We start from the raw sequence: 23,376 nt of genomic DNA on the forward strand, positions 1-23,376 counted from the left end.
CATAGTTTTTAAATAATTCAAGTTGAAGCTCAATGGGTTGACTTAAAAACCTTTCAAGCTTTTCCTTATTGATTTTACTATTTTGCATCTGAGAGACTCCTTTTGTTTGTTTTTTTTATTTTTTAATAATTTAATTTGGGGTCTCTCCTTTTAATTTTCAACTAAGTTTTAATATACACCTTGTGAAAAATGCCTGAAAACTATTATCAATACTAAAGTAATATAAGTAAAGCTCGATAATATCAATAATTGTGAGATTCTTGATCCAATTATTAGGAGGATTTAAAAAATGCGAGCTGAGATTTTGGAAGAAAAAATGTATATGGATAAAAACGTACTAAATAACCGGTTAGACCCATTCATCTTGCAAACAGCAGTATACGAAATAAGCGAAGCGGTCGATTCATCAGAAAATCTTGATGACCTTTATAAATCAGTCCATCAGATTATCAGTAAAATAATGAAAGCTGATAACTTCTACATCGCAGCTTATTTCAGGGAAGAAGAGAAAATTAGTTTTCCATACTTCGTTGATGAGGAAGAAATATTTGAAGCTCATCATGAAAAATTTCCCGTGGGTAGAGGGCTTACTGCCTACGTAATTCGAAATGGTCGTTCACTTTTATGCGATGCAAAAAAACATCATGAATTAATAGAGACTGGTGAAGTAGAGATGCTTGGACCTCCATCTCAAATTTGGCTTGGAATCCCTTTGAAAATCGGTTCTGAGATCATTGGTGTTATGGCTGTGCAGGATTATCATGATTCAAGCACTTATGGTCTGCAGGAAAAAAAGATGCTCAAATATGTATCATCGCAAGTTGCAAAAGCTATCTACAAAAAAAGAGCTGAGGAAAAAATTCTCAATTCGGAACTTAAGTATCGCAAGCTTTTTGAATCTGCTAATGATGCAATATTTTTAATGACTGGTGATACTTTTATTGATTGCAATGCAAAAACAGAGGAGATTTTTGGATGCACCCGTGAACAGATTTTACAGAGAAAACCGTATGAATTTTCACCATTGGTTCAGCCCGATGGTCGTTTTTCAAAAGATAAAGCTCTTGAGAAAATTTCTAAAGCTTTTGCCGGTGAGCCGCAGTCTTTTGAATGGAAACATGTAAAACTCGATGGAACTCCTTTCTTTGCAGAAGTAAGTTTAAATCATATTGTGATTGACGAAAAAGATATGCTTCAAGCAATCGTACGAGATATTTCAGAGCGAAAAACCGCTGAAGAAGAATTGAGGCTGTCCGAGCTTAAGTATCGTGACATATTCACTCATGCACCTGTAGGCATATATCAATCCGATAAAAATGGGAATATTATCTCTGCAAATCTCATGCTGGCGAAAATGCTGGGATACAGTTCAGTTGAAGAATTAATCAAAATTAACATGAACGACATATATTTAAGCAGTGAGGAGAGGCTGGAATTTATCAGGCAATATGAACCTTTAGGTTCAGCTGCACTACTTGAAGTTAGGTGGAAGAAAAAAAATGGGGAAGTGATCTGGATTCAAATGAATGCTCATGCTGTAAAAGATGACAATTCAAAAACTCTCTACTTTGAAGGATTCGTTTACGATATCAACGACAAAAAAGAATTTGAAAGAAGAATAATTTATGAAAAGGAAAAGGCTCAGGAGGCGAATCGATTAAAAAGCGGATTCCTGGCAACCATGTCACACGAAATCAGAACTCCGCTCAATGCAATAATCGGATATACTGATGTTTTGAGATCGCATTTTTATGAATCAACAAATGAAGAAGTTCGTCTTTCATTTGACCTGATTGAAAAGGGTGGATTGCGGCTAATTGATACGATCACAAATATTTTGGACATCTCAAGATTGCAAGCTGGTGATTTTCCAATAGAGTATAAGAAATTCTCTTTCAATGAATTATTAGCTTCAACTTGCAACTCGATTAATAAAGAAACTGAATTAATTGACCTGAAGCTTATTACCGAAATTCCAGATGAAGATCTGCTTGTTTATGCAGATAATTATTGTTTAGATTCTGCTGTGATGAAAATTCTCGATAATGCAGTTAAGTACAGCAAGTCAGGTGATATTAAAGTATCACTTAAGAAAGATAATGACTATGCAGTCTGTACAATTGCAGATCAGGGTGTCGGAATGACAGAAGAATATCAGAAACATTTATATGAGACGTTCAGTCAAGAAGATGTCGGTTACAGTCGTTCTTATGAAGGTACAGGTCTGGGATTGGCAATCACTAAAAGATTCATTGATTTAAACAAAGGAAAAATACAAATTAAAAGTCAAAAGGGAGTTGGAACTGAAGTTACACTGAGCATTCCACTCTTGAAAAAAACATAGGATAGAAACGAATGACAGAAACAAAGAATACAGCACCAACGATTTTGTACGTTGAAGATATGAAAGATGCCTTTATGCTCGTAAACATCTATCTAAGGTCTGGTTTTGATGTGCTTTGGGCTAAAAACCCTAAGGAAGCAGATCAAATTCTTGAAAAGATGGACATAAACTTGATATTGATGGATATCTCACTTCAAGAAAAAAATGATGGCTTTGAATTAGCTCAAAAGATAAAAGTTTCTGATAAGTTTAAATCTATTCCTATCATTGCCTTGACTGCATTCGCTCTGAAAGGTGATAAAGAAAGATTTATTGAAGGCGGATTGGATGATTATATTTCAAAACCAATCAAAAAAGATAGTCTATTAGATACGATCAACAAACATATTATTACTTGATATTTAAAGAGTTATATTAAATTGAAATTATATTTTCAGAAGTTATTTGCTGTACACACTGGATTTGAAGGTATCATTATTTCAGTGAAAGCTTTTATTCATAATCCCCATTCGTAAGGAGTAGAATAGAGAATGAATAAAGAAAAAAAAGATACAAATAAGAATCATATAGAGTCTGCCTCCATTCTGGAGGCAACACTTGAATCGATAAAAGATGGAATCTTAGTAATTGATCTTGAAGGCAAAGTAACAAAGTCAAATAAGAATTTTTTAAGAATGTGGGGCATCCCGCAGGAGCTTTTTGATACCAACGACGATTCAAAGTTATTGGAATTTGTCTTAGAGCAGTTGAAAGATCCGGATGTATTTATTAGTAAAGTGCGTCACTTATATGCAAATCCTGAAGAAGAAAGTTTTGATATACTTGAATTCAAAGATGGCAGGATCTTCGAGCGTTTCTCGAGACCGCATTACATCCATGATAAAGTGATTGGCAGAGTTTGGAGTTTCAGAGATGTTACTATAAGGTTCATAGCTGAGGAAAAATCAAAACTTTTTGAAAAAGCAATAAAAAGCGTGAGCGATGGAGTTTTCATTGTAAATATGAATTTCGATATGGTTTATGCTAATCCTGCAGCATTGGCTCTTTATGGTTATAGTGAAGAGGAAATGCACGGTAAAAATCTCCGAATGTTCTGGTCAGAAAAAAATACAAAAACTACCTTCCGGGATTTGGTGAGGGAAACCTTAAAAGGAAATTTCAAAGGTGAATTATTCTCTAAGCGAAAGGATGGTACAGATGTTCCAGTTGTACTCTCAACTTCATTTTTGAAGGATGAATATGAGAAACCATTGGCTTTGATTGGTGTTCTAAGGGACATCACTGCAAGACGAAGGATGGAAATATTGAATAATGCACTATATCGGATATCAGATTCTGTGCATGCAACCTTAAATCTTAACGAGTTATTCGAACGTATTCACATTATTGTGAAAGATCTAATGCTGGCAAATAATTTTTACATTGCCTTGTATGATGATTCCACAAACATGATCAGTTTCCCATATTTTGTTGATGAATTCGATCCGCCTCAGCCGCCAAAAAAATTCGGTAGAGGTTGTACAGAATATGTTTTAAGAACAGGTCAAGCAGTGATCGTTGACAAGGAACTCTCTGATAAACTGAACGAATCAGGAGAGGTTAATGTTGTCGGTTCTCCGTCAGAAGTCTGGCTTGGTGTTCCACTAAAAATTGCCGGAAAAACAATCGGGGTAATGGTTGTTCAAGATTATCATGATGAATATGCATATGGAGAAAACGATAAAGAAGTTTTAACATTTGTATCCGAACAAGTTGCGTCTGCAATTGAAAAGAAAAAAAATGAAGATGAATTAAAGCGTTACACCGCTGAACTTCAAAAAAGTAATGATTTAATGGAACAGCGAGCAAATGAACTGAAGGATTTGAATGAACAATTGATGGAGTCTGAACAGCGACTTATAGATTTAAATCAGAAGAAAGATAAATTCTTCTCTATTGTTTCACATGATCTCAAAAGTCCATTTAATTCGCTTCTTGGCTTCTCCGGACAATTGTATGAACATATGGATGATTTTTCTGATGAAGAAAAAAAAGAATATATTGGTTACATTAATAATTCATCGAAACATTTATTTAACTTAGTTCAAAACCTGCTGAGCTGGGCTTTAATTCAGAGAGGTAAAGAAAAATTCGAGCCGGAAGTTTATAATCTTAAAGATTTTAGTGAACAAATCATCAGCGTTATACGTGGAAATGCCGTTAAGAAAAATATTTCATTAAGAAGTGAAATCGATCCAGAACATGATGTTTACGCTGATGATGATATGCTAACGTCGATTTTGCAGAATTTAATCTCCAATGCAATTAAATTCACAAACATTGGCGGAAATATAATTGTATCAAGCAGCTTGAAAGATGACATGGTTTACATTTCGATTAAAGACGATGGTGTCGGAATGGATGAAGCTGCCTTACAAAAGATTTTTCAGATTGAAACGAAGCATTCAACTGCTGGTACTGCAGATGAACATGGAACAGGACTTGGACTAATTTTAGTAAAAGAGTTAGTGGAAAAGAATTCAGGTAACATTTGGGTCGAAAGTGAAATTGGAGTTGGGACTAAATTTACATTCACACTTCCAAAATTAAAAAGTTAAGCACACACTAGTTGGAATCATTCCGGATTGATGGCAGTGATTCTCATTTATTGTACAAAAACTCCGTACTCGTCGTCACGTTTTTTTAAATCGGGGTTGATAAATTCAACGCTTTAGAAAAAAAATCTGTATATTAACATTTAATTGTGAGTATTAAGTTTTCAATTAAAATTTCAGCCGCCATTTGCTGAACCTCCTACATCAGTGAGAGCGAAGAAATTCGCTTGAAGAAAACATTTGGCGGCTGGCTTTACACTCATCTAGTAGTCAACTTATACAACTCTACTGATTTATTCCTTTCAAGATTTCTCGTATTTTTTTTATTATTTTAAGTTTTTCTTGCATCACAACTGAAGGTTGACTAATGGAAGTTTGTGGCAAAAATAGTTTGATAATTTGAAATATTTAGTTATTATTGTACTGACCAGTCAGTCAGATTTATGAAAATATTAATAGAAAATCTCAATATTGCTATTCCAATCCTTTATTTCATAGTTTTCATTCTCTATTTCTCCAACTTTTGGAAGCCAAGAAAAAGTCTCGCTAGATTAAAACGAATTATCCTTTTTCTAACCTTGCTCATTCATTTTTTCTATTTATTTGCCAGAACAATTGAATTTGATCATGTCCCAATCACGAACATTTTCGAAATTTTTACATTGCTGGCATTTGCCATTACACTTTCCTATTACATTCTTGAACTCATTACAGAAGTTCGGAATACTGGGATGTTCATTCTCTTCATACCAATGGTTTTTCAAATAATATCATCACTGAAAATTGTTGATTTACTAAACGTGCAAGAGATATTACGAAGTCCTTTTTTAGGAGTTCACGTTTTCACCGCTCTGGCCGGATACGCTGGTATAACGTTTTCAGCAATCTATGGCGGATTATATTTGATGCTTTATAAACAAATCAAAATGCACCGATTCGGTTTGTTGTACCAAAGACTTCCGAATCTCGAGTTGCTTGAATCATTAAACTATACTTCAGCATTGATAGGCTTTACAATGCTTTCGACTGCGATCGTTATTGGAATTATTTGGATGCCACAAGCATTTACAAATCCATCCTATTTCGATCCTAAATTAATTGCAACGATCTTTATTTGGATACTTTATGCTCTCGGAATTACAACTAAGATATTTGCCAAATGGCGCGGGAAAAGAATAATTTATCTTTCGCTTGCTGGTTTTGTCGTCGCATTGTTTTCTATGACTCTGCTGAATTTGCTGTTCACTGGATTTCATAAATTTCATTAATGGATCGAAGAGACAAATAGAAGCACGATGAATTTAATTTCAGTTACTATTAATCACAAAACGGCTCCGATAGAATTAAGAGAGGCATTATATTTATCTGAAATTGAGATAAGAAAAATTCTAAATCAAATAAAAGAAACCCTCCTCAAAGAAGTTTGTATTTTATCCACTTGTAATCGCACTGAAATTTATGGAGTACCGTCAAATCATTCGATTACTTACCGCGAAGTTCAGGAATTCATTCTAACTCAAAAACCTGTTACAAAAATAAAATCTGATAATTTTTTGAATTACTATTCTTGCGGAGCAGCAAACCATCTTTTTCGTGTTTCTTCCGGAATCGATTCATTGGTTATCGGAGATCAGCAAATTCTCGGTCAAGTAAAAGATGCATATAATATTGCTGTTGAGGAAAATTGTGTAGGTACGTTTCTTCAGAAGACCTTTCAATCTGCCTTAAAACTTGGAAAGAGGATTAAAACGGAAACAGATTTATTCGAGGGACCTACTTCAGTCAGTTCCGCGGCTGTGCAGCTTGCGGGCAAAATATTTTCCGATTTAAAGAAGAAGTCAGTGCTCGTTATCGGTGCCGGCGAAACGGGAAAACTGACAATCCAAAATCTCATTCAGAAAAATGTTACTAATCTTACCATTTCGAATCGAACTTTTTCCAGAGCAGAAAAACTTGCTGCAAAGTACAATGCCAAAGTTTTGCCTTTCGATAACTTGAAAGAACGACTGAATGAATACGACATAATCATTTCTGCAACAAGCTCGAATTCGATTCTCATTAATCGAGATGAAATGAGTGCTGCGATGCGAAAGAGGAAGTTCGAACCGGTTTGCATTATGGATATCGCAATTCCACGGGACTTCGATCCAAATGTAAAAGACATTGAAAATATTTTCTACAATGATATCGATTCGCTTCAAACGATGGTTAATTTGAGTCTTGAAGGTAAAAAAGCCCTTCTTCCCGCAATCCAGAAAATTATAATGGAAGAACTTATAGAATTGTTTTCTTGGCACAATTCACTTCAAATCTCCCCATTATTGAAATCAATGAGGGAACAATTTGAATCTGTTCGTTCTCAGGAATTTGATGCTTTCAAAAATAAATTTGCATCAAACGAAGTAGAAAATCTTGAACTCCTTACTAAAAGAATCGTAAAAAAGCTGCTTCACAATCCAACAGTATATTTACGAAAATCTGCTGACCAAGTAGATACACAAGGAGAGCTGCAATTGAAAATTAAGATTCTGAAAGACATGTTCAATTTGAATTCGAAAGGGAATGAAAGTGAGTAGAACGTTTATTCTTGGAACACGCGGAAGCGAGCTTGCACTCTGGCAGGCAGAATATATAAAATCTCTCCTCGAAAAGCGTGTAAAGAATATATCAATCGAATTGAAGATCATCAAAACAAAAGGAGATAAAATTCTTGACGTAGCTCTTTCAAAAATTGGCGATAAAGGTCTTTTTACGAAAGAACTTGAAAACAAATTATTGAATGGTGAAATAGATTTTGCAGTACATAGTCTTAAAGATATGGAGACGAAGCTTGATAAGAATTTAATTTTAGCCGCAATCACAAAGCGGCACAAAGTCAATGATGTAATTATTTCAAAAAGAAAAAATTTAACTATAAATAAAATTCCTTTGCGTGGAAAAGTTGCGACTGGTTCGTTAAGAAGAACTGCACAGCTTCTTCATCTAAGGCCGGATATACAAATATTTGATTTGCGCGGAAACGTTCCAACTCGAATTCAAAAATATTTGAGCTCAAATTGGGATGCGATTATTCTTGCATCAGCCGGCGTTGAGAGATTAAATTTTGAGGAAAACATATCTTCAACTATTCCGAAAAATCAAATGCTGCCGGCAGTTGGACAAGGAGCTATTGCAGTAGAGTGCAGAAAAGCAGATCTCGAACTGATTGATTGTTTAAAAAGAATTAATCATGTGAAAACGGAAGTTGCGATTCGGGCTGAACGTGCCTTCCTGAAAAAACTTGAAGGTGGTTGCCAAGTGCCTATCGCAGCTTATGGATATGTTGAGTCAAATAAACTCACATTGATCGGTAGAATTTTATCATTAGATGGTTCAATAAGTTTCGAGCAAAGTGTTGATGGCTCCGTCGAAATTCCTGAAGTTCTTGGCGAAAAGCTTGCGCGGAATCTTTTAGCAGCTGGTGCTGGTAAAGTTTTGGCTGAGATTAAAAAGCAATCGAAAAAATGATCAGCTCAAGATCACATATAAGTGCAAAGCAAAGCAAGCGTGAGTTAATTCTTGAGATTGCTGCGCCTCTTTTTTCTGCACACGATTTTCATGAAGTGAATATGGAACTCGTTGCAAAAAATGCAGAAATAGCTAAAGGAACTATCTACAATTATTTCAAATCAAAAGAAGAACTCTATTTCGCAATCATTGAAACCAGGTTATCCAAACTCATCAGTGAACTGCAGAAGAAGATTGATCAACAAATTTCTGTGTTGGAAGATTTGAAAGGATTCATTCTGCATGTCTTTATGTTTATGATGAAATATCAAAACTTTTTCTTGATTTTTCAGCGGACGAGATTGAAGACACAATCGACTAATCACTCAGAAATCGAAGAGAAAATGTCTCTCTTAAAACTGATGCTTTCAAATATTCTTACAGAAGGAATTGAAAGAAAAGTTTTTCGTGAAGTTGATCCCTGTCTGACTTCCGATATTATACTTGGAATTATCTATTCAACAGTTCAGAGGAATATTGGAAAGAATCATCATGATGATTTAATTGAAGCAGAAAGAAATTACCTTTTTGATTTTATTAAAGATGGTATACTCACACCATACATAATAGAAAAGCAATTAGATGGTAAAACCATTTTACTTACCCGAACTCTCAGTCAGTCAGATGAATCTTCCTTATTATTTACCTCAGCTGGTGCAAAGGTTATAGTTCTTCCCACGTTAAAAATTGTTCCACCAAGTTCATGGAAGAAGTGTGATGATGCTATAAAAGATATTTTGGAATTTGATTCAATTATTTTTTCGAGTGTAAATGCTGTTCGATGGTTTTTAAAAAGATTAGAATATCATGAACTGAAATTAGATCTCAGTGCTTATGATGTTATAGCTGTCGGGCCTAAAACTGAAGCCGAATGTAAGACGCAAGGTATTCATGTTAGTTTTGTTCCGAAAGAATTTAGTTCTATTGGAGTTATAAATGAAATCAAGGGACAAAATATTATCGGGAAGAGATTTTTAATTCCCCACTCTGAAATCGGACGTCCTGAACTGGTTGATGAGTTAACAAAACTTGGAGCACTCCCAGTCAGCGTACCTGTCTACGATGTAGTTGTGCCCGAACCAAACGAGATTGAAGATTCAATATCACAATTAAAGGTAAATACTATAGATCTATATGTTTTCACTAGTCCATCAACTTTCGTGAATTATCTAGAAATATTCAAAATCAAAAATGCAGTTGAATATTTTAAGAATGAAATCATTGCTGCGATTGGACCGACGACAAAAAAAGCGATCGAGAATTATGGAGTGCAAGTTAAGATTGTTCCGGATAATCATACAATCCAAGGACTTGTAGATTCTGTTGTGAATTATTTTAAGAAAGAAAATTAGATGATAAAAAACGATTTGATAATTAGAGCATGCAAAAGAGAGAAGACTGAGCGAACACCAATTTGGGTAATGCGTCAAGCAGGCCGCTATTTACCTGAATATCGTGCAATAAGAGATAAAGTTAGCTTCCTCGATTTATGTAAATCTCCTGAACTTGCCGCTGAAGTTACAATTCAGCCAGTTGACATTATAGGTGTTGATGCAGCTATCATTTTTTCGGATATACTTGTAATTCCAGAAGCGATGGGGATGAAATTAAGCATTGAAGAAGGAACCGGACCTGTGTTTTCAAAGCCAATCCGTACTGAAGCGGATGCAAATACTTTAATGAAAATTGATCCATCGGATAAATTGAAGTACGTTCTTGATGCAGTCTCTTTAACAAAGCGTGAATTAAATGGAAGAGTCCCTATCATTGGATTTTCAGGCTCACCGTTTACCCTACTAACTTACATGGTTGAAGGAAAGGGTTCAAAATCATTCTCTAATATTAAGAGATTTATTTTTCAGCAGTCAACTGCTGCTCATAAAACATTAGACTTCTTATCGGATAATATCATTGATTATTTATCAGCCAAGATTTCAGCAGGCGCAGACCTTGTTCAAATTTTTGACACTTGGGGTGGAATTTTATCACCTCATCATTATGAAGAATTCTCGCTGAGATATATGGAGAAAATTGTTAATGAATTAAAAGTAAAAACAGACAAACCGGTCATATTGTTTTCGAAAGGGATTGGACCATCGTATGAAAAGCTGATTAATACTCAAGCTGATGTGATTGGCTTCGATTGGACAATCGAATTTTCAAGTGTTGTTAATAAAGTTGCGGGAAAGAAAGCGATTCAAGGGAATCTGGATCCAACCGTGCTATACGCTTCAGAGAAGACAATTTCAGAAGAAGCAGATAAAATATTAAATGCCGTTGGTAGTACTGGACATATATTCAATCTTGGACATGGAATTCATCCGGATACTGAACCAGCTAAGTTAAAATTTCTTGTCAATTATGTTAAAGAGAAAAGTAAAAGGTTATAGTATTTGGTAATATCATTTTTTAATAGAACACAGATGACACAGATTAAACTGATTTAGACGGCTGGCAAATGAATATTAATCTTGACATACTCAAAAAATATGATGTGCCGGGCCCGAGATACACAAGTTATCCAACTGCACCGCAGTTCAATGAAAGTTTTACTCATCGATATTTTGTTGATGAAATAATTGCTTCCAATAATGAAAAGACTCCTCCAGATTTGTCTTTGTATTTTCATATTCCTTTTTGTGATACGCTGTGTTATTTCTGCGGATGCAATATGCTTATTACACATGATAGAAAAAGAGTTAGTACATATATAGGTTATTTAAAAAAAGAGATCGATTTAGTTAATAAATATTTGAAAACCGGCAGGAGCGTCGCTCAGCTGCATTGGGGCGGAGGTACACCGACGCATTTAACTCCTGCAGAAATAAATACTTTAATCTCCTATATAAATCATTCTTTTCAAATTGAATCAAACTCAGAAAATGGATGTGAGATCGATCCGCGAGGATTATCGAAAGAACATCTCTCAGCACTTCGTTCAGGAGGATTTAACCGCATCAGTATGGGGGTTCAAGATTTTGATGAAGAAGTACAAAAAGCGGTCAATAGAATTCAGCCAGAGAAAATGACAAAACAGGTTGTAGGGTGGGTGCGAGAATTAAATTTTCAAAGCATTAATCTTGATTTAATGTATGGGCTTCCGTTTCAAAAAATAAAATCGTTCGAAAAAACTCTCGATGCTACGATTGAAATTGCACCTGACAGAATTGCTGTATTTAACTACGCTCATGTTCCATGGATGAAGAAACATCAAGCATTGATTAATCCTAATGATCTTCCGACTCCGAATGAAAAGTTGGAAATACTCAAATTGACTGTTGAAAAATTAACCAATGCTAGGTACATCTTCATCGGGATGGATCATTTCGCCAAATCAGAAGATGAAATGGCAGTCGCTTTACATGAAAAAAAGATGTATCGGAATTTTCAAGGTTACAGCACTAATTCTGGATGTGACATTTACGCTTTTGGCGTAACGGCCATTAGTCAACTTGAAAATGTTTATGCTCAAAATTGGAAATCTGAAAAAGATTATTTTAGTGCTATCGATAAAAATCAACTTCCAACTTGGAAAGGCTATCGATTGAGCAAAGATGATCTAATTCGAAGAACTGTCATAATGAAATTAATGTGTGACTTCGAACTGAATATTCCAAAAGTCAATGATGAGCTGCAAATTAATTTTAACGAATATTTTAGTTTTGGCTTGGAGAATCTTAAGAAGATGTGTGAAGATGGTTTGGTAGAAATCAAAAATGACTCAATCAAGGTTTCGGAAATGGGCAGACTCCTGATAAGAAATATTGCGATGAATTTTGATGGATTCATTGAGCGCAAAGAAGATAACGCAAGATATTCGAGGACAGTATAACTATGAACGAAAAAACTGCAATAATACTTTTTAATCTTGGCGGTCCCAATAATTTGGAATCTGTGCAGCCATTCCTTGAAAATCTTTTTAGAGATCCTGATATATTTAAAATTCCTTTATTTCAAGGATTAATTGCAAAAGTAATCTCTATGGCTCGCGCCCCTAAAGTTAAAAAGGAATATGATATTATTGGAGGGAGTTCTCCCATCAACTATTGGACTGAACGACAGAGAAAATTATTGGAGAAATCCTTACAAGAAGGTTTTGACAATATTGAAGTGTTCACCGCAATGCGGTATTGGCATCCATTGATAAAAGATGTAGCAAATGAGATTTCAAAAAAATACTATAAAAGAGTTATTCTTCTGCCTCTTTATCCGCAGTATTCATTTTCGACAACAAATTCCGCCTACAGGGAATGGAAAAGGGTTTTTACATCTTCACAAATTGAAGAAGTCTTTATAAAAAACTTTAATACAAATAAATTTTACATCAACGCTGTAAATCAAAGAATAGATGAAACACTCCAGAAATTTCCGAAAGAAATTCAAAAGGATGTTCAGCTTCTCTTCAGTGCGCATGGTCTCCCAGAAAGTTTTGTAAAAAAAGGAGATCCTTATCCATCACAAATTAGGGAAACAATTAAGCTTGTAATGGAGGCACGGGAACATTCTCATGAATTTCATTTATGTTATCAAAGTAAAGTTGGACCTGTCAAATGGCTGAAGCCTTCGACTGAAAATACAATTCAAACTGTAATTGAATCCGGTAAGAAAAATCTTCTAATTGTTCCAATAAGCTTTGTATGTGATCATGTTGAAACTCTTTATGAACTCGATATCGAGTATAGGCATATCGCCGAACAGTTAAGCGTTGAAAAATATGTTGTAATGGAAGGTCTGAACGACTCGGAACTTTTCATTCTTGCACTAAAGGAGGAAATTTGCGAAAGGTTGTAATCGTCGGTGCAGGAATAACCGGATTAACCACAGCGTATTGGCTCAGGAGACGCAGTGTTGATGTTACAGTACTGGAAAAAGAATCTTTTGTAGGTGGGAATATTCAAACTCTGAAAAATGGTGGGACATTATTTGACTCAGGACCGAATTCCGGATTAGAAACAACACCACTTATTTCGCAACTCGTGGATGAATTAGATTTAAAAGATGAATTTTGTTATGCTGATGCTTCCGCTAATAAAAGGTACATTCTGCGGAATGAAAAATTGCATCCGCTCCCGATGGATCCAAAAAGTTTTGTCAAGTCAAGATTATTTTCAACTAAAGGAAAACTTCGTTTACTTCTTGAGCCATTGATAGGTAAATCCGAAGATGGTTATTATCAAAGCATCGCAAATTTTGTAAGAAGGAGACTTGGTGCGGAATTTCTCGATTATGCAATAAATCCTTTTATCTCCGGTGTTTTCGCTGGTGATCCGGAACAACTTAGTGTGAAAAGTGCTTTCCCAAAACTTTATCGATTGGAGGAAGTCTACGGTGGGTTGGTTAAGGGAATGATAAAAGGACGGAAGGAAAGAAAATTGCGCGGTGATAAATCAAAGCAAAATGCTGAAATGTTTTCTTTCAAATCTGGAATGAAAGTTTTACCTGAAGCTTTGTACAAATATCTTCAAGATTCTGTTTTACTTGATGAGCCAGTGCAAAGGATTCAATCAGAGAATGGCAAATGGAGAATTGATACGATTTCTGAAAAGAAAACAAAAAAATATATTGTTGATTCAGTCCTGTTTACCATTCCTTCCTTTGAAGTTTCTGAAATTCTTCGTGATGTAGATGGACGGCTGAGTAATTACCTTGATTCGATTTATTATCCTCCGGTTATTGTCTTGAATTTAATTTTTAGGAAGCAAGACATTGGCCAAAAATTAGATGGTTTTGGATTCTTAATCCCTGAGAAAGAGAAAAAAACTTTTCTCGGAGCAATTTGGGGGAGTGTGATATTTCCCAATCGTTCTAATTATGATGAAGATTCATTTACAATTTTTATTGGCGGCGCACGTGAGCCAATGTTGATGCAAGCAGATATTCAAATTCGAATTGATGAAGTTGTAGCTGATTTTAAAAAATTGATGAATATTTATTCTGAGCCTATCTCAACTCAATATCGAGTATGGGAAAAAGCGATCCCGCAGTATAATATCGGCTACATTGAGTATGAAAATTATTTTGAAAAATTTGAAAAACGCTTTCCCGGAATATTTCTCGGTGGCAATTATAGAGGAGGGATTTCAGTTGGCGATTGCATCAAGAACTCCGAAGGTCTTGCAGATAAAATAATTAGTTATCTCTCAAAAGATTCAAAAACCTAAATTGAAAACAAAAGTGATTAATAAAATATATTTAATAGGATAAATTTATGAGCAGCTTTCCAATAACTAGATTACGACGTTTACGCTACAATCCAGTCATTAGAGAAATGATTAAAGAAACATCACTTGAGATAAATGATCTTATTTATCCATTGTTTGTTTGTCATGGTGAGAAGGTCAAAAAGCAAGTTGGTTCGATGCCTGGAGTTTATCAAATGTCTGTTGATGTACTCGTTGCTGAGTGCAAAGAAGTTGCCTCATTAGGTATTCCAGCAGTTATTTTATTTGGTATCCCACAAAAGAAAGATGACGTTGGAAGTGAAGCTTATGACGATCAAGGTATCATTCAACTTAGTGTGCGTGCAATAAAAAAAGAAATTCCAAGATTAGTGGTAATCACCGATGTATGTATGTGCGAATACACTTCTCATGGACATTGCGGGGTTCTGAAAGGTGAAGAAATACTAAACGATGAAACAAATGAACTTTTAGCAAAAGAGGCATTAAGTCATGCAGAAGCCGGTGCTGATATTATCGCACCATCAGATATGATGGATGGAAGAGTTGCTGCAATTAGAAAGATTCTCGATGAGAATGGATTTAAGAATTTGCCTATCATGTCTTACTCAGCAAAATATGCATCTGGATTTTATGGACCATTTCGTGATGCAGCAGAATCGACGCCGCAATTCGGTGATCGAAGATCGCATCAAATGGATGTCGCAAATGTTTTAGAAGCTTTAAGGGAAGTTGAACAAGATATAGCTGAGGGTGCAGATATTGTCATGTTAAAACCTGCTGGAGCTTATCTTGATGTTATTTATCGCGTTAAAGAAAAATTTAATTTGCCCACAGCGGCTTATCAAGTGAGCGGAGAATATTCGATGATAAAAGCTGCTGGACAGAATAATTGGATAGATGAAGAGAGAGTAATGATGGAATCACTGATTGCAATTAAAAGAGCTGGTGCAGACATGATATTAACTTACTTCGCAAAAGAAGCAGCCAGAATATTGAATCAATAACATAATAATAGGAGGAAACAATGAAATTTCGCAGAATAGGTCAATCAGATGTCGAGATTTCCGAAATTAGTCTCGGCTGTTGGACAATGGGCGGACTTAATTGGGTAAATGGTGTGCCAAATGGCTGGGCAAATGTTGACGAAAAAGAAGTTACTGAAGCGATCAATTATGCAATTGATCAAGGTGTAAATCATTTTGACAATGCAGATGTGTATGGCAATGGGAGAGCTGAAAGGATGCTCGCAAGAATTCTTGGAAATAGATCTAATAGTTTTATAATCGCAACTAAGATCGGCTGGTTTCCCGGAACCGCAGCACATGCTTATGAACCTCAACACATCCGTCATCAGTGCGAACAGTCGCTAAAAAATTTGCAGCGAGACTACATTGATCTCTATTATTTTCATCACGGACATTTCGGCGATAATGATGAGTATCTTGATGACGCGATCGAAGTGATTTATCGGCTTCGTGAAGAGGGTAAAATTCGGCTAATAGGTCAATCTGCTTACAGACATGAAGATTTTGTGAAATTAATTCCAAGAGTTAAACCCGATGCAATCCAAAGCTTTGCGAGTGAAATTGATGACCGTTTTGTTGCTGATGGAACTCCAACGAGAAAACTGTTGGAAGAGAATCAAATTTCATTTATCGCTTTTGGTCCGATTGCTCAAGGACTATTGCTTGGAAAGTATAATAAAAATAATCCTCCAAAATTTGAACCTGGAGATCATCGTGCAAACTCCGAGCGGTTCACGATTGAGAATCTAACAAAACTTGAACCTAAAATTGAAAAACTAAAAGAAAAATTCGGATCTAATGTAGAAGAACTTGCACGAGCTGCATTTCAATATTTATTGCACTTGAAAGTCGTGGGCGCAGTGATTCCAGGATTCAGAAATTTAAGTCAAGTCAAAGTTAATCTTTCAAAATGCGATAAGCCTTTAGCCGACGATGAATACGCATATATTCAATCTATTTTTAAAGACTGAAAACCTATATTTTATTTAATCGATAATAACTTGTATCGCATAAAATTAACTCTTCATGGAGGAAAAAATAATATAGTATGACTCGAGAGAAAAGCATCGAATTATTTGAAACAGCCAAAAAATATATTCCTGGCGGAGTCAATTCTCCGGTTAGAGCATTTAAATCAGTTGGCGGCAATCCAATTTTTATTCAGCATGGTAGCGGTTCAAAGTTTTGGGATGTCAGTGGAAATGAATATATAGATTACATCGGCAGTTGGGGCCCGCATCTTTTTGGGCACAATCCACCTTTCATAATTAATGCATTGAAAAAGGCAATTGATGCGGGAGTCAGTTTTGGCGCACCAACTGAACTTGAAGTAAGGATGGCAATACTAATAACTGAACTTGTTCCATCCGTAGAATTGGTCCGGATGGTGAACAGTGGTACCGAAGCAACCATGAGTGCTGTAAGAGTTGCCAGAGGTTTCACTAAGAAAAACAAAATTATAAAATTTGAGGGCTGCTATCACGGACATGCAGATTACTTTTTAATTAAAGCTGGTTCAGGTGCTTTAACATTTGGTGTACCGACATCACCGGGTGTCACAGATGGGAATGCGGCTGATACATTAGTTGCTGATTTTAATAATATTGATTCCGTTAAAAAGTTGGTTCAATCCAATAAAAATGAAATTGCAGCGATCATTATTGAACCGATTGCTGGGAATATTGGAGTTGTTAGATCGACAGATGCTTTCATTCAAGAGCTAAGGGTAATTTGCGATGAAAAAAAAATCGTGCTCATTTTTGATGAAGTGATGACTGGTTTCAGGGTTGCTAAGGGCGGGGCACAAGAAATTCTTGGAGTAACACCGGACTTATCAACATTTGGAAAAATAATCGGCGGTGGACTGCCCGTGGGTGCGTACGGTGGAAAAAGAGAAATTATGGAAATGGTTTCGCCCTTGGGACCAGTCTACCAAGCAGGCACACTAAGCGGTAATCCGCTTGCTATGTCTGCTGGTTATGCGGCTTTAAGTTTTATTAAAGAAAATCCAAATCTCTATTCTGAATTAGAAGAATCCTCATCATATCTCGAAGGAGGAATTAGAAAAGCTTTCGAATCCACGGGAAAAAACTATTGTATAAATAGAGTCGGATCAATGTTAACATTTTTCTTTACTGAAGAATCCGTAATTGATTACACTACGGCTGTAAAATCTGACACAAATTTATTCAGCAGGTTTTTTAGTGAGATGTTAAATCGAGGTATTTATCTTGCTCCTTCTCAGTTCGAAGCAGTGTTCATTTCAACTGCACATACAACAGAGGATTTAGACAAGACATGCGACGCAGCCTTTCAATCGATCAAAGCTGCAATTGGTGGATCATAAATTAGTTCTTCATCATTCGCAATTTTTTTTTAAATTGCATAAAGTTTTTATAGACGGAAAGGTGCAGGAGTGGTTTAACTGGCACGCCTGGAAAGCGTGTGTACCTAACGGGTACCGCGAGTTCGAATCTCGCCCTTTCCGCCAAACTTGTCAAATTGAAAATAGGACTTTTTAACTGACAGAGTTTGTTGAAACAGAAATCAGTCAGTCGTTTGGCAAGCAAAGTAAAGTTCAGATAGATTTTTTTGATGTCATTAATAATAAGATCTTAAATGTAGTACGTTTACTTTCTAAGAAATTTTGAGAAGAAATTTATTTACATAGGTTCAACGAATGATCTTACAAGACGCTTTGATGAACATATTAATGGCATGTCAAATTCAACTAAAGCGTACTGACCACTTACACTTAATTGCTATGTTGCTGTGAGAACTGAAGAAAAAGCAAGGGAACTTGAGAAATATTTCAAAACAGGCTCGGGAAAGGCGATTTTGAAAAAACGAATTTTAACTGACAAAGTTCTGCAAGGTGGAACGTAATCTGTCTAGACCTTTCCACAAACATTATAAAAGAGTTGATACAAGTTTGGCTAACTTAATGGGAATTATATGAAAGGTATTGTACTTGCGGGTGGTGCGGGAACGCGACTTTATCCTGCCACAAAAGTTTATAGTAAACAATTATGTTTGATTTATGACAAACCTCTTATTTACTATCCATTATCGATCTTGATGCTCGCTGGGATAAAAGAAGTATTAATCATCTCAGATGAGAGCACCATTCCGATGTACAAAAGGTTATTTAATGATGGAGCACAGATCGGAATGTCGTTCTCCTACGAAATACAATCTGCACCAAATGGAATTGCCGAAGCTTTTATCATAGGAGAAAAATTCATTGGCGACGATAATGTAACACTGATTTTGGGAGATAATATTTTTTATGGCAAAATGGATTTCCTTTACAAAGCGATCGGAAAGAGAGATGGGGCAACGATTTTCGGTTATCGCGTGAACGATCCAGAAAGATATGGTGTCGTTGAGTTTAACGACAGCGGAATAGCTATCTCGATCGAAGAGAAACCTCTAAAACCTAAATCTAACTATGCCGTTCCAGGATTGTATGTATATGACAATAATGTTGTTTCAATTTCAAAGAATTTAAAACCTTCAAAACGGAATGAACTAGAAATCACGGATGTGAATCTTGAATACTTAAAACGTGGACAACTTAGAGTCGAAAAAATTGGAAGAGGCGTAGCTTGGCTCGATACTGGTACTCCTGAAGCTTTGCTTCAAGCATCAAACTTTTTCGGGGTAATTGAAGATCGACAAGGTTTAAAAGTCGCTTGCATTGAAGAAATAGCTTATCTCAAAAATTTCATATCAAAAAGTGAGTTCGCAAATTTGATCTCACGAATTCCAAAGTCCAACTATCGCGATTATCTCGACAAAGTGATAAGAGAGGCATAAGCACCTAACATGAAATTTAAAAAAACACCTATTTCTGGATTATTAGTTATTGAACCGGATGTTTTCGAAGACAATCGGGGGTACTTTTTTGAATCATTCAGTGAGAAAAAATACTCTGAATTGGGTAGTACAATTAAATTTGTTCAAGATAATATTTCAAAATCTAAACATGGAACTGTGCGAGGACTTCATTATCAAGTAGGAGAATCTTCTCAAGGAAAATTGTGTCAAGTATTGAAGGGAAGAGTTCTCGACGTTGCAGTTGATATTCGTTTCGGCTCACCTACATTTGGTAAATATTTTGCGATTGAACTTTCTGAGCAAAATCACTTACAGTTCTGGATGCCATTAGGCTTTGCACATGGTTTCGCCGTACTTTCTGACGAGGCAATATTTTCATATAAATGTACTGCTCTTTACGAAAAAACTGCTGAAAGATGTATAATTTATAACGACAAATCGCTGCACATTGATTGGATGGTTGAAAATCCAATTGTTTCAAATAAAGATTTAGCTGGAATTGAATTTTCGAAAATTGAGGAAGACTTTAATTTTTCCATTCAAGAAATTGTATGAAACAATTTGATGTTGTTGTTGTCGGTGCTGGAATTGTAGGGCTTGCGACTGCACTTAAGCTGCTCAAAAATAAATCTAGTTTAAAAGTCGCAATTATCGAAAAGGAAAATGACGTTGCAAAACATCAGACGGGAAACAACAGCGGGGTGATACATTCAGGCATTTACTACAAACCCGGAAGCTTAAAGGCAAAGAATTGCGTCGATGGTTACAATCAATTAATAAAATTCTGCCGGGAAGAAAACATCAAATTTGAATTATGCGGAAAGATAATTATTGCAGTTAATGAGAAGGAAATTCCAACTCTAAATATGATTTATGATAGAGGAATTCAAAATGGATTATCTGATCTGAAAATTATTAGCCAGGAGCAGATAAAAGAGTATGAGCCCCATGCACGCGGTCTTAAAGCTATACATGTACCTCAAGCAGGAATTATTGATTTCAAGGAAGTCGCAAAAAAATATACCTCTGTTATTGAGAAGAATGGAGGCGAAATATTTTACTCTCATAAATTACTAAATTTAAAGTCGATTAAATCAGACATTATTTCCGAGACAACGAAAGGTGAATTCATCTCGAAGTATTTCGTAAGTTGCGCAGGACTTTTCTCAGACAGAGTTGCAAAATTAACAAATAAACATCTACCAATTCGAATTATTCCATTTCGCGGTGAATATTATAAATTAAAAGAAAATAAAAAATATTTAGTTAAAAATTTAATTTATCCCGTACCTGATCCTGCATTTCCATTTTTAGGTGTTCATTTTACCCGGATGATCGATGGCGGCGTAGAAGCGGGTCCGAATGCAGTTTTATCATTTAAGAGAGAAGGGTATAAAAAGAATTCTTTCAATATGTTGGATACATTGGAAACTTTTTCATGGAAAGGATTTCATAAAGTTGTTTCAAAATATTGGAGAGTTGGAGTGGGTGAATTTTACAGATCTTACAATAAAAAAGCTTTTGTAAAAGCTCTTGGGAAATTAGTTCCAGAAATTAATGGGGATGATTTAATCGCTGGCGGCGCTGGAGTAAGAGCGCAAGCTTGCGATTTACAAGGTGGATTGTTAGATGATTTTAATATTCAAGATAGCGGAAATATAATTCATGTTTGCAATGCACCTTCCCCTGCTGCCACAGCCTCGCTTTCAATCGGAGATCATATTGCTAATCTTATTCTTAAAAAAATGAGTTGAGCGGAATCTTACTCGATCTGACATTGTTAATCAAATATGTTGTACTTATAATTATTTAAAAAGGATAATATGAAGCAATTAATATTCACAGTAATTATTTCAGTCTTAATTTTTGGGTGTCAAAAAGAGGAGAAAGATTCTGCGAATCAGCAATCGACTCCGATGATGGACCCGCAAGTGAAGCAAAAGACATCATCTTCAACAATTTCTATCTCGGATGATGTTTTGATGGAGATTGACCCGGCAATTAAAAGTTATTCAGACGGATTAAAAACTTCTTTAACGAAACACGATGCGGATCAATCTTTGACAAATAAATCAGAACTTGTCGAAGCCTATGTTCGGTTCGCAGATTATATGCAGTACGAAAGTACGGTCTCTCCCATGAAAGGTAAATATAGAAAAGCTCTTTCGCTTTACCGCAAAGCTTTGGAATTGGATTTGGGAAACTCCAAAATAGTGGCGGAGATTGCACAAATCGAAGACATTTATCGGAGTATGGGAAGACCAATTCCGGCAGACTAAAGAAGTGATTGTTTTTTAATCGAATAATTCCGATTATTGCAACAAAAAAATTTTCAGTTTAATTTTGAAATACTTATCGGGCTCGTAGCTCAGTTGGTTAGAGCAGCTGACTCATAATCAGCGGGTCGGAGGTTCAAGTCCTTCCGGGCCCACTCGTAACGCCTTGTAGGATAATCACTTACAAGGCGTTTAAAATTTAAACCCTCTGGAATTATTAAATTGTCCGTGAAAATACGGTGTGAAATTTTCAATTAAAATAATTTATGAACTTATTTTTTAGAATCTAATGGACTTACCATATTTTCACTGCCAACAAGGGTAATTAGATCTCGATATGTTATAATTTTTATTTTATTACTTTTAATAGAATCGATAAAATCACTGGAGAGCATAGCATCCAGCTCAGCTTGACGATGACGGCTCATTTCTGTTGGGCCGAAGGGATTCAAATCTAACATTGCACGAAGTTCATCGTTATCTATTCCGAGATGACAGACTAGTAAATTTACTTTGCCCTTTTCTAATCGGTTGGTAATTATATCAATTAAAGTATCTTTCTTCATTTCGATCGGCGCCGAATACATATTGTCAGTATAAAACTCGCCAAAGTATCTCGATATGCCGAGCTTATACTCTTTCGCAAGCTTTTCTACGATTGCTCGATATTCCGGTTTATCTACTGCTGTTCCCATATGATAATCGATATAATCGATCTGCAGACCTGATCGGACAGCTCTTTTAACTTGGGCATGAAGTTCTTTTTCTACTTCATCCAATTTCGGATTATTCTCATAAAGAGTTTTCCTGGAAGGAAAGAAATAACCTTCTGTGTCTGTCAGCGAGGGGACTTCTTTTCCGAGTATCGGACCCCATCGATAATTTTTCCATTCAGCATTTAGTGTAAGATGAATGCCGACAGAAATATGAGGATTAGCTTTTAAAATATCCACTGCTTGCTGATACCACGGGCAGGCGAACATTACCGAAGTCGAAAAGGGGATTTTTGTAGCTGCAAATTTTTCTAATGCAAGATTGGTGGAATTTGACATTCCAGAATCATCGCATCTGATAAGAACTACAACAGAATCGCTTATAATCTGAGCATTTACTAAGACTGCCAATAATACTATAGCAGTGGTAAGAATAAACTTTTTCATTTAGAGCTCTTCAAAAATGTTTGAATTAGTGATTATGTTAACCGAGTTTAAATTAATTATTTGAGATTTTCAATAAAACTCCGATTAAGATAAATAAGTTGAGCTTATTTATAAATGGGATCCAAGACAGCAACGGAATAATTTGTTATGGAGAGGCAATTTTTTTAGCGCCTCTCCCTTAACTTAACATTAATTACCTGCTGGACGGATGAACTTTTGTAACTCCTGCCGCATAAAATTTATCACTATCAACCGACTAAAATTTAATTTCGATCAAAAAGGTTCGAAAAATTAAAATATTCAAACAAAATCGTGCATTGTTGAAATTAGACCCCCTCAAGTTAAACCTGGGAACAAACTTGGCATCAGTCGAGATTGCTTTTTCTTTGCATATACTCTTTTCACATTT

The 23,376-nt window shown here is 35.6% G+C and carries 19 protein-coding genes, 2 tRNA genes and 1 pseudogene; 21 read left to right on the top strand and 1 reads right to left on the bottom strand.

All coding sequences use genetic code 11. The annotated features are described in order from the left end of the window. Window positions 1-289 precede the first annotated feature (289 nt). The 21 genes and pseudogenes from FJ213_08795 (at window position 290) to FJ213_08895 (ending at window position 21,962) form a co-directional block, all read left to right on the top strand. Window positions 290-2,344 carry a PAS domain S-box protein gene (locus tag FJ213_08795; GenBank protein MBM4176255.1) on the top strand — a complete coding sequence of 685 codons (2,055 nt, stop codon included), beginning with the start codon at window positions 290-292 and terminating at the stop codon, window positions 2,342-2,344. Window positions 2,345-2,355: 11 nt separating this feature from the next. Continuing rightward, on the top strand, window positions 2,356-2,742 hold the full coding sequence (locus FJ213_08800; GenBank protein MBM4176256.1) for a response regulator: 387 nt from the start codon (window positions 2,356-2,358) through the stop codon (window positions 2,740-2,742). A 132-nt stretch (window positions 2,743-2,874) separates the two neighbouring features. Next, the gene (locus FJ213_08805; protein ID MBM4176257.1) at window positions 2,875-4,941 is read left to right on the top strand and encodes a PAS domain S-box protein; all 2,067 of its coding nucleotides are present in this window, start codon (window positions 2,875-2,877) and stop codon (window positions 4,939-4,941) included. Between the two features lie 440 nt (window positions 4,942-5,381). Further along, window positions 5,382-6,206: a cytochrome C biogenesis protein gene (locus tag FJ213_08810; protein MBM4176258.1), complete on the top strand. Its 825-nt coding sequence runs from the start codon at window positions 5,382-5,384 to the stop codon at window positions 6,204-6,206. A 27-nt stretch (window positions 6,207-6,233) separates the two neighbouring features. Then, complete coding sequence (locus FJ213_08815; protein MBM4176259.1) at window positions 6,234-7,514, top strand: glutamyl-tRNA reductase; 1,281 nt, start codon at window positions 6,234-6,236, stop codon at window positions 7,512-7,514. After that, window positions 7,501-8,445 (top strand): hydroxymethylbilane synthase, encoded by a 945-nt coding sequence (hemC, locus tag FJ213_08820; GenBank protein MBM4176260.1) that lies wholly within the window; start codon window positions 7,501-7,503, stop codon window positions 8,443-8,445. Before FJ213_08815 ends, hemC begins: the two co-directional genes overlap by 14 nt. Continuing rightward, the gene (locus tag FJ213_08825) at window positions 8,442-9,836 is read left to right on the top strand and encodes a TetR family transcriptional regulator (GenBank protein MBM4176261.1); all 1,395 of its coding nucleotides are present in this window, start codon (window positions 8,442-8,444) and stop codon (window positions 9,834-9,836) included. The genes hemC and FJ213_08825 overlap by 4 nt, the downstream gene beginning before the upstream one ends. Next, on the top strand, window positions 9,837-10,874 hold the full coding sequence (locus FJ213_08830) for a uroporphyrinogen decarboxylase (protein ID MBM4176262.1): 1,038 nt from the start codon (window positions 9,837-9,839) through the stop codon (window positions 10,872-10,874). 68 nt (window positions 10,875-10,942) lie between these two features. Further along, on the top strand, window positions 10,943-12,316 hold the full coding sequence (hemN, locus tag FJ213_08835; protein ID MBM4176263.1) for an oxygen-independent coproporphyrinogen III oxidase: 1,374 nt from the start codon (window positions 10,943-10,945) through the stop codon (window positions 12,314-12,316). 2 nt (window positions 12,317-12,318) lie between these two features. Then, entirely contained in the window at window positions 12,319-13,275 is a 957-nt protein-coding gene (gene hemH, locus FJ213_08840; protein MBM4176264.1) for a ferrochelatase, read from the top strand. Beyond that, the gene (gene hemG, locus FJ213_08845) at window positions 13,260-14,645 is read left to right on the top strand and encodes a protoporphyrinogen oxidase (protein MBM4176265.1); all 1,386 of its coding nucleotides are present in this window, start codon (window positions 13,260-13,262) and stop codon (window positions 14,643-14,645) included. The genes hemH and hemG overlap by 16 nt, the downstream gene beginning before the upstream one ends. Window positions 14,646-14,692: 47 nt before the next feature. Beyond that, the gene (gene hemB / locus FJ213_08850; GenBank protein ID MBM4176266.1) at window positions 14,693-15,670 is read left to right on the top strand and encodes a porphobilinogen synthase; all 978 of its coding nucleotides are present in this window, start codon (window positions 14,693-14,695) and stop codon (window positions 15,668-15,670) included. 20 nt (window positions 15,671-15,690) lie between these two features. Next, on the top strand, window positions 15,691-16,662 hold the full coding sequence (locus FJ213_08855) for an aldo/keto reductase (GenBank protein MBM4176267.1): 972 nt from the start codon (window positions 15,691-15,693) through the stop codon (window positions 16,660-16,662). Between the two features lie 77 nt (window positions 16,663-16,739). Further along, entirely contained in the window at window positions 16,740-18,038 is a 1,299-nt protein-coding gene (gene hemL, locus FJ213_08860; protein ID MBM4176268.1) for a glutamate-1-semialdehyde-2,1-aminomutase, read from the top strand. 55 nt (window positions 18,039-18,093) lie between these two features. Continuing rightward, window positions 18,094-18,182 (top strand) — tRNA-Ser (locus FJ213_08865). Window positions 18,183-18,310: 128 nt separating this feature from the next. Continuing rightward, window positions 18,311-18,577: pseudogene (locus FJ213_08870) on the top strand (excinuclease ABC subunit C). A 69-nt stretch (window positions 18,578-18,646) separates the two neighbouring features. Beyond that, the gene (gene rfbA, locus FJ213_08875; GenBank protein ID MBM4176269.1) at window positions 18,647-19,510 is read left to right on the top strand and encodes a glucose-1-phosphate thymidylyltransferase RfbA; all 864 of its coding nucleotides are present in this window, start codon (window positions 18,647-18,649) and stop codon (window positions 19,508-19,510) included. 9 nt (window positions 19,511-19,519) lie between these two features. Then, a complete protein-coding gene (gene rfbC / locus FJ213_08880) occupies window positions 19,520-20,086 on the top strand; it encodes a dTDP-4-dehydrorhamnose 3,5-epimerase (protein ID MBM4176270.1) in 567 nt (188 codons plus the stop codon). Then, window positions 20,083-21,285, top strand: a complete 1,203-nt coding sequence (lhgO, locus tag FJ213_08885; protein ID MBM4176271.1) for an L-2-hydroxyglutarate oxidase — start codon at window positions 20,083-20,085, stop codon at window positions 21,283-21,285. The genes rfbC and lhgO overlap by 4 nt, the downstream gene beginning before the upstream one ends. Window positions 21,286-21,354: 69 nt before the next feature. Further along, complete coding sequence (locus FJ213_08890) at window positions 21,355-21,810, top strand: hypothetical protein (protein MBM4176272.1); 456 nt, start codon at window positions 21,355-21,357, stop codon at window positions 21,808-21,810. 78 nt (window positions 21,811-21,888) lie between these two features. After that, window positions 21,889-21,962 (top strand) — tRNA-Met (locus FJ213_08895). Between the two features lie 117 nt (window positions 21,963-22,079). Here FJ213_08895 and FJ213_08900 read toward each other — a convergent pair. Further along, complete coding sequence (locus FJ213_08900; GenBank protein ID MBM4176273.1) at window positions 22,080-22,967, bottom strand: ChbG/HpnK family deacetylase; 888 nt, start codon at window positions 22,965-22,967, stop codon at window positions 22,080-22,082. Window positions 22,968-23,376 lie beyond the last annotated feature (409 nt).

Source organism: Ignavibacteria bacterium (assembly GCA_016873845.1).
Classification (GTDB): Bacteria; Bacteroidota; Ignavibacteria; order Ch128b; family Ch128b; genus JAHJVF01.

Excerpts from the sequence above, each read along its gene's own strand:
- hemN (MBM4176263.1), top strand. The coding sequence starts at position 10,943 with ATGAATATTAATCTTGACATACTCAAAAAATATGATGTGCCGGGCCCG.
- FJ213_08830 (MBM4176262.1), top strand. The coding sequence starts at position 9,837 with ATGATAAAAAACGATTTGATAATTAGAGCATGCAAAAGAGAGAAGACT.
- FJ213_08795 (MBM4176255.1), top strand. The coding sequence starts at position 290 with ATGCGAGCTGAGATTTTGGAAGAAAAAATGTATATGGATAAAAACGTA.
- FJ213_08900 (MBM4176273.1), bottom strand. The coding sequence starts at position 22,967 with ATGAAAAAGTTTATTCTTACCACTGCTATAGTATTATTGGCAGTCTTA.
- lhgO (MBM4176271.1), top strand. The coding sequence starts at position 20,083 with ATGAAACAATTTGATGTTGTTGTTGTCGGTGCTGGAATTGTAGGGCTT.
- rfbC (MBM4176270.1), top strand. The coding sequence starts at position 19,520 with ATGAAATTTAAAAAAACACCTATTTCTGGATTATTAGTTATTGAACCG.
- hemC (MBM4176260.1), top strand. The coding sequence starts at position 7,501 with ATGAAAGTGAGTAGAACGTTTATTCTTGGAACACGCGGAAGCGAGCTT.
- FJ213_08825 (MBM4176261.1), top strand. The coding sequence starts at position 8,442 with ATGATCAGCTCAAGATCACATATAAGTGCAAAGCAAAGCAAGCGTGAG.
- FJ213_08890 (MBM4176272.1), top strand. The coding sequence starts at position 21,355 with ATGAAGCAATTAATATTCACAGTAATTATTTCAGTCTTAATTTTTGGG.
- hemB (MBM4176266.1), top strand. The coding sequence starts at position 14,693 with ATGAGCAGCTTTCCAATAACTAGATTACGACGTTTACGCTACAATCCA.
- FJ213_08855 (MBM4176267.1), top strand. The coding sequence starts at position 15,691 with ATGAAATTTCGCAGAATAGGTCAATCAGATGTCGAGATTTCCGAAATT.
- FJ213_08810 (MBM4176258.1), top strand. The coding sequence starts at position 5,382 with ATGAAAATATTAATAGAAAATCTCAATATTGCTATTCCAATCCTTTAT.
- FJ213_08815 (MBM4176259.1), top strand. The coding sequence starts at position 6,234 with ATGAATTTAATTTCAGTTACTATTAATCACAAAACGGCTCCGATAGAA.
- FJ213_08805 (MBM4176257.1), top strand. The coding sequence starts at position 2,875 with ATGAATAAAGAAAAAAAAGATACAAATAAGAATCATATAGAGTCTGCC.
- FJ213_08800 (MBM4176256.1), top strand. The coding sequence starts at position 2,356 with ATGACAGAAACAAAGAATACAGCACCAACGATTTTGTACGTTGAAGAT.
- hemH (MBM4176264.1), top strand. The coding sequence starts at position 12,319 with ATGAACGAAAAAACTGCAATAATACTTTTTAATCTTGGCGGTCCCAAT.
- hemL (MBM4176268.1), top strand. The coding sequence starts at position 16,740 with ATGACTCGAGAGAAAAGCATCGAATTATTTGAAACAGCCAAAAAATAT.
- rfbA (MBM4176269.1), top strand. The coding sequence starts at position 18,647 with ATGAAAGGTATTGTACTTGCGGGTGGTGCGGGAACGCGACTTTATCCT.